Source organism: Psychrobacter sp. H26, from assembly GCF_059073035.1.
In genome coordinates this window covers 2,279,791-2,291,802 of the sequence record NZ_JCACRW010000001.1, presented here as the reverse complement: position 1 = coordinate 2,291,802, position 12,012 = coordinate 2,279,791, and the positions used below count along the sequence as shown (strand labels likewise).

The following is a 12,012-nucleotide window of genomic DNA, read 5'->3' as shown; positions in this document are numbered from 1 at the left end:
AGTCTTTATGACTGAGTTCTAATTGCTAGGTTCTGATCACTGAGCTCTGATTACTAGGTTCTGACTGCTATCCAACATCTATTGTAGATGACTATATAAGAGTAACGCACTATGCGACACCTGACCACTTACCGTAACTTGCAAGTATTTTTGGTGATAATGGCCATAACAGGCATGAGTTTTGCGCTGTTTTACTTGCAGCGGCATCTTGGACTATCCCCTTGTCCACTCTGTATTTTTCAACGTATTGGTCTGATGGTCATGGGCGGTTTTGCCTTACTATCAGCGTTGTTCAATCCCAAGTCTAAAGTTGTCAGGCTACTGTTATGGCTTGGTAGCTTGGCAGGTATTGGCTGGGCGACTGCTGTTGCCGCGCGCCATGTATGGTTACAACATTTGCCTGCCGACCAAGTTCCTTCATGTGGTCCGGGTTTGGACTATTGGCTTGATACCTTGCCTATCTTGCAAGTATTCAAAGAGGTGTTTGCAGGCTCTGGTGAATGCGCCTCTGTCGATTGGACATTTATGGGGTTGAGTATTCCTGAGCAGTCCTTGATTTTGTTTAGTGTACTCCTAGTGGTACACGGGTTGATCCTATGGCGTATCGTACGACCTACCCCTAACGCTCGTATCGCTTAGTAATTCATCAAAGCACTCTACTACTTTATAGCTAATGTTTTTTCTAAACAGACATTCATACTTTGTTATGCAATGTCTGTTTTAACTTATGTCATTGTTAAATATCTCTTATTAGCTCTATTAGGGCGATCGACAGATGCAAAACTATATTCTTTTATCTAGCACATATAATAAGCACAACAAAAAGTCTACAGAGATATTCCTAACCCTTTGATATCTTTATACAGCTTATTCAATTAGTCGTTAGCCCTTATAGCTCAATTGCTTTAGAACGACAGGCTATCTGCATCTCGATGAGCAGATGACGTTCTCAAGTTCCTAAGTTTATTTTATCGTTAAACTTGTATTCCCCAATGTCGATTAGTTTCGACAACGGCATTATATTGTCAATAGTTTGGGGTTTCGATAGTAAGGGTGATTTTTTAGAAACACTATTTAGAAACTGTTTTTGGTATGACCATGATATCTCTTGCACCCATTCGCTCTACTACACTTACTGTTATCAAACGCTGGCGTCTACCTTTGTTGGCGATGCCGCTGTGTGCGCTGTTGGCCAGTTGTGATAGCGCTTCATCTAATGCTGACCAAGACATGATGACCAAAATTGGCTCTGTCAATACATCGGATACGACTGAACCGCAAAACAAGCCAGAAGAGAGTGACGGCACCTCCCTATCAGATGCCAATAGTAACTTGAGCGAGTCTACCGAAGGGCAATCGCTTATTGCTGCTGCCCAATCAAATAATGATGGAAAAACCAAATCATCGGTACCCTATTCAAAATCGAATAGCAGTACGTTACAAGCAACATTAATGGGCGATTATGGCGGTATGGTGCCTTGCGTAGACTGCGACAGTATTGATGTCACATTAAACTTATTTGCTGACGGTTCTGTACTGAAAGCCAGTACCTATCACAATCCAGAACGACCGCGACCCCCTTTACTTGAATCTGGCGTTTATCGTCAAGACAATGACAAAATCACCATCGTATACGAAGACAAGAACATTGAGTCCTATCACATTCAAGACAACCATTTGATTTTGATAGATGAGCAAAAGAATCTCAATAACGACTATACGTTGTCACGTAAATAATCATTAGCGCAAATAGTCACTAGTAAAACGACGTGAGCAGTCATCAATGAACTCAATATCAACAACCTACCTCTCTAAATAGGTAAGCTGTATTCAACATCGTTTTGGACGAGTCATATTTTGTCAGCCACATAACGCCTACTTGTTGGGCGTTTTTTGTTGGTCATCGAACAGCGTTTACTTTACAATGATTGCTGATCTGCCACACTGCTATAGTGGCAACGCCTGATCAAAGCACTAATCCTTGCTGATAGCGGCTAAGCACACCAAACCTTATCATTCATTAGCTGTTTACCTCCTTTATTCTAGCTCGTACGGAACGTCTATGCATATTCATATCCTTGGTATTTGTGGTACTTTTATGGGCTCGCTAGCGTTATTAGCGCGTGAACTTGGGCATACCGTTACTGGTTCAGATACCAACGTATACCCTCCTATGTCTACCCAACTTGAAAATGCTGGCGTCACTATCGAAGAAGGTTACCTCATTGAGCATCTACAACCAGCGCCAGACTTAGTCGTCGTTGGTAATGCGATGAAACGTGGTATGGATGTTATCGAGTATATGCTAGATAGTGGTCTACGCTATACCTCAGGTCCACAGTTTTTGTCCGAGCAAGTGTTGCAGTCCCGTCATGTGATAGCCGTCGCAGGTACCCATGGCAAAACCACCACGACCACTATGCTCGCTTGGATACTACATTACGCTGGTATCGATGCAGGATTTTTGATCGGCGGTGTGCCACTAGTCGATACGACTGATGAGCACTTGCAAAAGGTGTTTGCACACAGTAGCTATCTGGGCGCAGAAACAACAAACGATGATAATACCGTCCCTTCTGGTTATTTTGTCATTGAAGCCGACGAATATGACTCTGCGTTTTTTGATAAACGTTCAAAGTTCGTCCATTACCGCCCGCGTACTGCTATCTTGAACAACCTAGAGTTTGATCACGCTGATATTTTTGCAGATCTTGATGCTATTCAGACTCAGTTTCACCACATGGTACGTATGATTCCAAGCACGGGTAAAATCATCATGCCTGCCGCGACCATCAGTTTAGAGGATACGTTAGCAAAAGGGGTCTGGACTCCTATCTGGCGTACGGCGGTTATCGACTCTACTACTGTTTCGAACACGGACGATACGCTAAAAGACAATAGCGAGTGGCAAGCTGAGCTTATTCGAGCAGATGGCAGCCAGTTCCAAGTAAGCTTTGCAGCTGATAAAGAAGCAACTGCTATCGTAAATTGGTCGATGAGCGGTATTCATAACGTCAACAATGCCTTGGTTGCTATTGCAGCAGCTTACAACGTTGGCGTGAGCGTTTCTACTGCTTGCGCTGCGCTGTCTGCGTTTGCTGGTATCAAACGCCGGATGGAGCTGATCGGTGATGTAAACGATATCCTCGTTTTTGATGACTTTGCTCATCATCCAACCGCTATTACGATGACTTTGGACGGCGCCAAAAAGAAACTGGCCGACAGACGACTTTGGGCGATTATCGAACCACGTAGTAATACGATGAAAATGGGTATTCACCAAGACAGCTTGGCTGAGTCAGCTGCTCTCGCTGACTATACGATATGGTACGAGCCTACGGGCCTAGAATGGGGTCTAAAAGAAGTCATCGAACACGCCTGCACTACAAGTGACTCTATCGGTAACCAGCAAGTGATGTCTAGCATCGATACCATCATCGAACATATCATTACCCATGCACAGGCAGGCGATGCCATTGTCGTCATGTCTAATGGTGGTTTTGAGGGTATTCATCAGCGTCTGCTCACTGCACTGCGTAATAACTAGACGATTAACCAAAGAATAGATCCAGCATTTACTATGGGGCAAAGTGCAGCCGTTTAGCAAACGAGCTGCATTTTTTTATTCCAGTTTACTTATCTAGCCTTTTCCAAATTAGCTTTTCTGGATAAGTTGTTTCTAAGCAAGCGCTTTTGAACACACTCACCTCTCGCAACCTGCCAACATTCTCTCCTGTTAGCACCACGGCTACCTTTGTAACCTTTCGTTTACTTATTACCTGTACGTAATAGCAAATCAGACTTTTTTCTCACATAGCCCCTACACAGGTAACATTTCGTGCTTACTTTTGTGTTTGAAGACTGTTTACAATGGAGTCATCAAATTAACGACATATTATAAATATTAATAATTTAGGAGAATAACATGAGCTTTATTTGGATGATTATCGTAGGTCTAGTCGCAGGTTTATTGGCACGTGCTATCAAGCCAGGTAGTGATCCTATGGGTTGGATCATGACGATTGTATTAGGTATCGTCGGTGCTATGCTAGGTGGCTTCATTGCCGGTTTGATTGGTATTAATGCGGATGGCGGCTTCACTGGTCTTATCTTCTCAGTAATCGGTGCCATTATCTTGCTATTCTTGTATGAAATGATTGTAAACAAACGACGTGCATAATTGCTGCACATAGTTAGTAGTCACATGAAACACTCAAAGAAGCCTCGCAACAAGCGAGGTTTTTTTGTATCACCAAACATCAACCTCTCTATTCTATAGACTCATAGAACCTAATATGAACGGGAAAGTATTGATAAGCATTACTTTTGTCCCCATTTATCTTATAATATCAACCCTATTTTGTCCCTATCATTGAGGTGAGCGTTATGGCACTACTCCCTATCTTAAGTTACCCAGACCCGCGTTTGCGCACGATTGCCAAACCTGTCAAGGAAGTGACAGCTGAAATCAAAACCTTAATCGCTGACATGATCGAGACGATGTATGATGCTCAAGGCATTGGCCTTGCTGCTAGCCAAGTCGATCGTCACATTCAGCTTATCGTCATGGATCTGTCTGAAGACAAAACTGCTCCTAGAGTATTTATCAATCCAAAAGTCACGCCCTTGGTAGATGACAAAAAACCCTATGAAGAAGGCTGCCTATCTGTGCCTGACGTCTATGACAAAGTAGAACGTCCTACCAAGGTACGCATCGAAGCTTTGGATGGTGAAGGTAACATCATTGATGAAGAAGTAGAAGGCTTACTTGCTGTCTGTATCCAGCATGAAATGGATCATCTAAATGGTGTGATATTCGTCGACTACCTCTCTCGTCTAAAGCAAACTCGTGCGCGTGATAAAGTTCGTAAAGTCGTCAAAATACGAGAAAAACAAGAAGCTCAGGCGGCTGACAAGCAAGCACAAACCCTCAACTCTTAAATTTCTTATCCTTAATATCGTCTCGCCTAACGTGACTGTGACTCTATAACATTCACGGTGTGGCGACGTTTTTTGTTGGGTATTGTTTTTACTAAAGGTTTATTACTATGACAATGATCAAAATCGACCAATATTTTGAACCTGCCAGCTGGCAGAAATTTACCAAAGCTGCCGAAGGTCGTGAGACCCCATTTCTGGTGGTAGACCTTAGTCGCATAGAAACAAAGTACCACGAAATGGTCAGTCTATTTCCGACTGCCAAATTGCACTATGCAATGAAAGCCAGCCCTGCGGTAGAAGTCATCAACTTATTAGCAAAGCTTGGTTCAAACTTTGACTGCGCGTCAATCTATGAGCTTGATCGAGTGCTAGACTGCGAGGTTGAGCCTTCTCGCATCTCTTATGGTAATACCATCAAAAAAGCCGAACACGTCAAATATGCTTTTGAAAAAGGTATCGATCTATACGCTACCGACTCAGAAGCTGATCTCAAAAATATTGCCAAACATGCCCCAGGCTCTAGAGTGTTTGTTCGTATTTTGGTTCAAGGTTCAGAGACCGCAGAGTGGCCACTATCGCGCAAGTTTGGCTGTCACCCTAATATGGCCATTGATTTGTTGGTTCAAGCACGCGAGCTGGGTTTGGTACCGTATGGCATCTCATTCCATGTGGGCAGTCAACAAAAAGACGTGGCTGCATGGGATGATGCATTGGCCAAGGTCAAATATATGTTTGATTGGATGAAAAACGAAGAAGACATCAAGCTACAGATGATCAATCTGGGCGGCGGTTTCCCAACCAACTATATCAGTGAAGTCAACCCGATCAAGGTTTATGCCGAAGAGATTACCAGTTACTTAACCGATGACTACAACGCTGAAGAGATGCCTGAAATCATCTTGGAGCCAGGTCGTTCATTGGTCGGTGGCTCAGGTGTGCTGGTCAGTGATGTCGTGCTTATCTCGCGTAAATCAGATACCGATTTGACCCGCTGGGTATACACGGATGTCGGTCTATTCCAAGGCTTGATCGAAACGCTAGGCGAAGCCATCAAGTATCCTGTCTATACGCCCAAGATGGAAACCTCAACCAGCGAAGGTACCGTCGTACTGGCAGGCCCGACCTGTGACTCAACCGACATTATGTACGAAGAAGCTGGTTATCAGCTGCCTCAAGAGCTTGAGATTGGTGACAAAATCTACTGGCTCACCACTGGCGCTTATACCAACTCTTACTCATCGGTAGAGTTCAACGGTTTCCCGCCGCTCGAAGTGGTTTATATTGACTAGATTTCAAACCTGTTGTCCATAAAAAAGCGCAGCGTTGTTGATTATAGATTAATCACAGCACCGCGCTTTTTTTGTGGTTGGCTGTTTGATTGAGAGGCTATTGAACCAATAAAGCAACCGGTGCGTTATTATTGCTACTAGACGTTCGACTGCCGCTACTGATTGAGGTTTGTGAGATTTGACCAATCGTCACCCACTGTCCACGTGGCACAGTGAGCGTACTGTTCAATCTTTGAGCATCGACCATATTATTGCCATAACTATGTTGACGATAAGACGATTTGGATCGCGCAACTCCGTTTTTAGCTAATGTTTCTTCAACTTGAGACAGTGTGACCTCAACCTGTCCATTGGGCAGTAGCCTTGGTATGACAGCGATGCCTCTGCTAGTCGGTAGCAATACTTGATTCTGGATAATGATTTGTCTTGGGGGTCGAGTATAACTTGAATAAATATTAGTATTGTAGAGTGAGTAGAGCGTGCCTGTACTGATACTGGCCGCGCTGCCAGACAGCGTTTGTACTTGGTATAGATTATTGCTCTGCTGCTGGCTGCGACGCTGGTTGATAATACCTGACCCTTTGATACCTCGGTTGGTAATAATGATTTGACCCTGCCGAGTGCTACTTTGACTGTCCTGAGTACCCCCAACACGTACAGCAACGGTGAGCGCTTGCGGCTGACGATCAATCTGCACGAGTAGCTGCTGTATCGTTTGATAATTGCGAGGTGTAGCTCTCAGTATCAGCTGGTCCTGATACACACTTGCCGTACCACCATCAGCGCTAGTGTTTAGCTGTTGTCTGACTGCGGGTAGTAGTGCCGCACCACCATAAGTGTGAATTACATAGGTTTCGACGCTACTCGCTTGTACTGCAATAGGTAGGATAGCCAGACTCAGGGCAAACACTGGGAAACATATACGGTTAGCAATGTTGACCGCAAAAATAGTACTCGCCAACTTGTGCTTTGTATCATTTCTAATACGGCTCACCTGCATCCCCTCATTGTTCCCACGCCATTATCAATGCGCTTTAGTCATTCAGACCTAGTACATCTTGCATATTGTATTGCCCAACTGCTTGCTCGGTCACCCACGTCGCGGCACGTACAGCACCTGCGGCAAACGTCATGCGCTCTCGTGCGCGATGGGTGATCTCAACCACCTCGCCATCTGCGATAAACATTACGGTATGGTCACCCACGATCTCGCCGCCGCGTACGGCATGTATACCGATGGTTCCTGTTTCACGCTCGCCCGTTTGTCCTTCGCGGCCATAGATAGCGACGTCTTTTAGATTTTGTCCGCGGGCGTCGGCGACAGCCTCTGCCATCATATAGGCTGTCCCAGATGGCGCATCAATCTTATGCTTATGATGTGCTTCGATGATTTCTACATCAGCATCAGCACCAAATGCCTTTGCGGCCATGCCAAGTAGTTTTAATGATAAATTTACGCCCGTCGAATAGTTGCCAGCATACACGACGGCGATTGCTTCGCTTGCTTTTGCTAGTACTTGCTCTTGGGCTTCATTGAACCCAGTCGTACCGATAACCATTGCCACCTTGTGCTCAGCACAGACTTGCATATTTTGCTCGGTCGCATCAGGCAGACTAAAATCAATCAGCACATCGATGTCGTTAATCACAGTCTCTAGGTTATCAACAATCTGTACCTCTAAACATCCGATAGCAGCAATCTCTCCTGCATCAGCACCGACGAGACTAGATCCTTGGCGCTCAATCGCGGCATTAAGCATAGTTTTTGAATTGTTCTGCACGGCTTCGATAAGCATGCGGCCCATACGACCACCTGCACCGATCACACCAACTTTGATGGCTTGCTCATTTGTTTGTTGACTCATCTCTCTACCTTAAATACTTTATATTTACTGGGATTATTGTGAATATCATTTATCGTAAGTTTAGCAAATATCATTACCTGAGTGGTTTTTTATCAGCACAAGAAAAAGCCCAAAGGTTTCATGTGAAACCTTTGGGCTTAGTTTAGTACTAGCTACTTAGTTAGACTATTTTTTAATCGAATAAATCGCCGATTTTTTTAAAGAATGATTTTTTGTGTGGTGACTGCTGATGTTTGCTGTCATCATCCAAAGTATCTTGGAATTGACGTAACAGATCTTTTTGCTCACGTGTCAAGTTGACAGGTGTCTCGATGACAACGCGGCAGATCAAATCACCTTTCATTGTGGTGCGTACTGGCGTCACGCCTTTGCCGCGTACACGCAGCAATTTGCCACTTTGTGTACCTTCTGCGACTTTGATCTTTACTTTGCCATCTAAGGTTGGGATTTCAACTTCTTTACCTAATGCTGCATCGGTGATGCTAACAGGTACGTCCATGTATAGGTCAGCGCCTTGGCGGGTAAAGACATTGTGTTGTTTGACACGTACTTCGACATACAGATCACCGTTCTGTACACCTGCACCGCCCGCCTCACCTTCTCCTGCTAGGCGAACGCGGTCACCATCATCGACGCCTGCTGGGATAGACACTTCTAGTGTGCGTGATTTGTCTTTGACGCCATTACCATGACAGTCAGGACATGGGTTTTTGATCTGTTTACCAGAGCCACCGCACTGTGGGCAAGCCTGCTGCACTGCAAAGAAGCCTTGCTGCATACGCACTTGACCTTGACCATGACACATCTGACAGGTCACGACATCAGAGGCGTTTTTTGCGCCTTTACCATCACAGGTATCACAGGGCGCTGGCGCAGTAAAGCTGATTTCTTTTTTGCAGCCACGTACCGCTTCTTCTAATGTCAGCTCGATGACATAACGTAAGTCTGAGCCTCGGCGTGAACGTCCACCGCCGCCGCCACGTGATTGACCAAAGATATCGCCAAAGTTGCCAAAGATATCGCCAAAGATGTCTTGGAAGTTGCCGCCGCCTGCACCGCCAAAACCGCCGCCGCCCATACCATTTTCGAAAGCCGCGTGACCCATGCGGTCATAGGCTGAGCGCTTTTCTTCGTCACTTAGCACTTCATAAGCCATCGATGCTTCTTTGAATTTGTCATCAGAGTCAGGATCATCAGAGTTGCGATCTGGATGGTATTTCATAGCAAGCTTGCGGTAGGCTCGCTTAATTTCCTTGCTGTCAGCGGTTTTGCTGACACCTAATACTTCATAAAAATCGCGTTTACTCATGGTTTCTCCTATCGTCTTCGCAGTGCCGCCAGCTCATTGACTCATCAACGTTACTCATTAGCTCTTTGTTCGTATGTAATTACACGATTAGGTTTCATGTGAAACATAAAAAACAACAGTAATACGGGCTAATAACAAGTGGTTGCAACAAGCAAATTTGGTGGGCTGCTTAGCCAAATCAATTATAAAAAGTTTGCGCTATTTATGGAGATGGTCTGCTGATTTATCAAGCGCTTAAGCCATGAAATTCGCAGTTAACGCTGTTAGGTAGCGATATACACGATTTATTAAGGTTGCTACACAGCTTTTCGTACCGAAGTAATGTCCAGTCGTGCTAATATTTACCGCCATATCTACAGCCATTTATACCTATAGCGATAACGTTTGCGACAACACGCAACAAGGTGCCAAATCTTATGAAAAAGCTGATGTTCTTATTAATCATCATTGCGGTAGTCGTCTATGCAGGCTCCCCTTACTACAGCGCCTATCAGCTCAAAAACGCTTATGATGATAAAGATGGGGCCACTATCGCAGCAGCTATTGACTATGAGCAGGTGCGACCAAGTATTCAAAATCAGCTGACTGGTCAATTTGCGACGACCCTGACCAAGTACCCACTGATCTCTGAGCTGGGTGGTGAGCCACTTACCCAAGCGGCCAATGGCTTTATTACGCAAGCCGTCGACGGTGCCATCATCCCGCAAAATATCGAAAAGCTCATTAATACCCAAGGCCAAGCAAACACAGCCACCAAAGAGCTGGCTGCTGCATGGGCAATCGCTAGTGATCAGGTTGATCTAAAAAACCTTATTCGAAGCTTGATTACTCAACGCGGCGACGTCGATGCTGTGGTCAAAAGCCAAATGCAGCAAGTCATGAATAAACAAGCGGCTGAGCTTGAACAACAAGCCGCCCAAGGTAATGACAGCGAAAAACCAACATTAAGCTATTGCGGTATCAATTGCTTCGATATTAGTGGTCAAGTGAAAGGCTATCCACTTACTATCGAGATGCAGCGTGAAGGCCTGATCGGATGGAAAATTGTAGATGTGGTGCTACCATAACTATTTTTTGGCAGCCAATGACCTTTAAACTATAGCATTCGAACTATAACCCTTAAACTATGGTATTCGAACTGCTATTAGATGAAACAAAAAACCGCCTTATACGTAGCGTCATAAGGCGGTTTTTTCTGTTCGCTTGAAGTGCGGGACTACATGAATCATGAATGTTGTATTATGCTGACATCGTTACTCTACGCCCAGAAACTCTAAGAACTCAGGGCTTTCAAAACTCGCTTGATATAGCACACCATCTTCACGGTAAATGGCTGGCGTTGCCATTACCGCGAGTCCCGCGGCTTTTTCACGATTGGGCGTGACATGATCGACGGTACAACTTGAGGATGCAGGTGTCATCTGACCTTGTAGCATCGCCTTATCAAATGCTTGACGACGACTGTCTTCATCAGCTTGACACCAGATACCCCGCATTTGCTCAGGTGATGCTTCATATATTGGATAGCCGATGATATTGACCGTCACGCCTTTTGCATTGAGCGATGGTACTTGCTGATGCAGTCTGCGGCAGTAAGGGCAGTTCACATCATCCGCAACATAGATAACGGCTTTCTCAGGGCTAGTCGCTGGATAAGTAATCAACTGGCTGTTATCCAATGTCACAAATACAGCCTGATTTTTGCGCTTTTCAAAATTCTCATCGAGCCCGATAAATTGACCGTTTTCGATCACTGATATTTCACCATCAGTAATGTACTGTGCATCATCTGATAGTAAAAACGGCACGCCTTCTAGCGTTGCTCCCCAAATCACGCCTGGTACGGCAGTATAAAAGAATGGCGTTTTAGCACTCATGTTTTTCAGCGCTGCCATATTGGCTAGCATGTCAGATTTGACGCTAGCACTGACAGGTTTGCCTACCTGCGCACTCGTGCTACGTACTGGTGTTTTGGTCACTACCCGCTTGCTTGGATTCTTTTGCAGCTCACCTTGGATGACATATCTACCATCTTCAGTGATGTGCAACGGTAACTGCCCTGCCAAGTTTACTTGATACATATTAGGTAAGTTGGAAGGTACGATAGAGGTAATTTGCGTTTTGATACCTGCCTGGGTCAATACTTGGCGCAAGCGCTGATCGATAACCGTACTTACCGCTTTGGATTTTTGCGCGCTTTGGCTGTTGTTATTCAACTGAGCACTGGTAGCATCCGCTGAGCTTGGCTGAGCGCAGGCCGTGGTTGCTAGTAGTATAACGCTGATTAGACTGACAGGTTTTAATACAGATAATGTCACTGAAGGGTTCCTATCTGGTTTTTGATAATGACGGTTATTCAATGATGATAGTTTTTCGATAACGATTATTTTTACGACTCAGGCATACTGAGCAAATCAGACTCGGCAAGTGATAATAGACAAGTCACGCTATAGATAAAAATAACTGTAGCACATAGGATGGTTTTGCAAAGTGATAAATGGCCCCTATCGCAAAACTGCTACCTAATCTTAAGAGATAGGCAACACAAGCACAGTGGATGAAAACGGTAAACAAAAACAGCGGACAGCAAAAAGCAGCACACGGTGTC

General features: G+C 44.8%; 11 protein-coding genes. 7 read left to right on the top strand and 4 right to left on the bottom strand.

Translation table 11 applies throughout. The annotated features are described in order from the left end of the window. Nucleotides 1-111 precede the first annotated feature (111 nt). From AC5JPT_RS09505 to AC5JPT_RS09480, 6 genes are all read left to right on the top strand, one after another. Complete coding sequence (locus AC5JPT_RS09505) at nt 112-639, top strand: disulfide bond formation protein B (protein ID WP_493857910.1); 528 nt, start codon at nt 112-114, stop codon at nt 637-639. 453 nt (nt 640-1,092) lie between these two features. Beyond that, the gene (locus AC5JPT_RS09500) at nt 1,093-1,737 is read left to right on the top strand and encodes a copper resistance protein NlpE N-terminal domain-containing protein (protein ID WP_493857909.1); all 645 of its coding nucleotides are present in this window, start codon (nt 1,093-1,095) and stop codon (nt 1,735-1,737) included. Nucleotides 1,738-2,062: 325 nt separating this feature from the next. Then, nucleotides 2,063-3,547 carry a UDP-N-acetylmuramate:L-alanyl-gamma-D-glutamyl-meso-diaminopimelate ligase gene (gene mpl, locus AC5JPT_RS09495; protein ID WP_493857908.1) on the top strand — a complete coding sequence of 495 codons (1,485 nt, stop codon included), beginning with the start codon at nt 2,063-2,065 and terminating at the stop codon, nt 3,545-3,547. A 378-nt stretch (nt 3,548-3,925) separates the two neighbouring features. Beyond that, complete coding sequence (locus tag AC5JPT_RS09490) at nt 3,926-4,180, top strand: GlsB/YeaQ/YmgE family stress response membrane protein (protein WP_319050780.1); 255 nt, start codon at nt 3,926-3,928, stop codon at nt 4,178-4,180. 206 nt (nt 4,181-4,386) lie between these two features. Then, on the top strand, nt 4,387-4,941 hold the full coding sequence (gene def / locus AC5JPT_RS09485; protein ID WP_493857907.1) for a peptide deformylase: 555 nt from the start codon (nt 4,387-4,389) through the stop codon (nt 4,939-4,941). Between the two features lie 113 nt (nt 4,942-5,054). After that, entirely contained in the window at nt 5,055-6,230 is a 1,176-nt protein-coding gene (locus AC5JPT_RS09480) for a type III PLP-dependent enzyme (RefSeq protein ID WP_493858462.1), read from the top strand. Nucleotides 6,231-6,327: 97 nt separating this feature from the next. On the opposite strand, the gene AC5JPT_RS09475 is transcribed toward AC5JPT_RS09480, so the two are convergent. The 3 genes from AC5JPT_RS09475 to dnaJ form a co-directional block, all read right to left on the bottom strand. Beyond that, nucleotides 6,328-7,224, bottom strand: coding sequence for a hypothetical protein (locus AC5JPT_RS09475; RefSeq protein WP_493857906.1), 897 nt, complete (start codon nt 7,222-7,224; stop codon nt 6,328-6,330). 40 nt (nt 7,225-7,264) lie between these two features. Next, nucleotides 7,265-8,095, bottom strand: a complete 831-nt coding sequence (gene dapB / locus AC5JPT_RS09470; protein WP_493857905.1) for a 4-hydroxy-tetrahydrodipicolinate reductase — start codon at nt 8,093-8,095, stop codon at nt 7,265-7,267. Between the two features lie 172 nt (nt 8,096-8,267). Continuing rightward, on the bottom strand, nt 8,268-9,404 hold the full coding sequence (gene dnaJ / locus AC5JPT_RS09465) for a molecular chaperone DnaJ (protein ID WP_319050784.1): 1,137 nt from the start codon (nt 9,402-9,404) through the stop codon (nt 8,268-8,270). 416 nt (nt 9,405-9,820) lie between these two features. On the opposite strand from dnaJ, the gene AC5JPT_RS09460 reads away from it, so the two are divergent. Then, entirely contained in the window at nt 9,821-10,471 is a 651-nt protein-coding gene (locus AC5JPT_RS09460) for a DUF2939 domain-containing protein (RefSeq protein ID WP_493857904.1), read from the top strand. 186 nt (nt 10,472-10,657) lie between these two features. Here AC5JPT_RS09460 and AC5JPT_RS09455 read toward each other — a convergent pair whose 3' ends face one another. Further along, nucleotides 10,658-11,722 (bottom strand): disulfide isomerase DsbC N-terminal domain-containing protein, encoded by a 1,065-nt coding sequence (locus AC5JPT_RS09455; protein ID WP_493857903.1) that lies wholly within the window; start codon nt 11,720-11,722, stop codon nt 10,658-10,660. Nucleotides 11,723-12,012: the final 290 nt, after the last annotated feature.

Coding starts and splice junctions, on each gene's coding strand:
- AC5JPT_RS09500 (WP_493857909.1), top strand. CDS start 1,093: ATGACCATGATATCTCTTGCACCCATTCGCTCTACTACACTTACTGTT.
- AC5JPT_RS09480 (WP_493858462.1), top strand. CDS start 5,055: ATGATCAAAATCGACCAATATTTTGAACCTGCCAGCTGGCAGAAATTT.
- def (WP_493857907.1), top strand. CDS start 4,387: ATGGCACTACTCCCTATCTTAAGTTACCCAGACCCGCGTTTGCGCACG.
- AC5JPT_RS09505 (WP_493857910.1), top strand. CDS start 112: ATGCGACACCTGACCACTTACCGTAACTTGCAAGTATTTTTGGTGATA.
- dnaJ (WP_319050784.1), bottom strand. CDS start 9,404: ATGAGTAAACGCGATTTTTATGAAGTATTAGGTGTCAGCAAAACCGCT.
- AC5JPT_RS09490 (WP_319050780.1), top strand. CDS start 3,926: ATGAGCTTTATTTGGATGATTATCGTAGGTCTAGTCGCAGGTTTATTG.
- dapB (WP_493857905.1), bottom strand. CDS start 8,095: ATGAGTCAACAAACAAATGAGCAAGCCATCAAAGTTGGTGTGATCGGT.
- mpl (WP_493857908.1), top strand. CDS start 2,063: ATGCATATTCATATCCTTGGTATTTGTGGTACTTTTATGGGCTCGCTA.
- AC5JPT_RS09460 (WP_493857904.1), top strand. CDS start 9,821: ATGAAAAAGCTGATGTTCTTATTAATCATCATTGCGGTAGTCGTCTAT.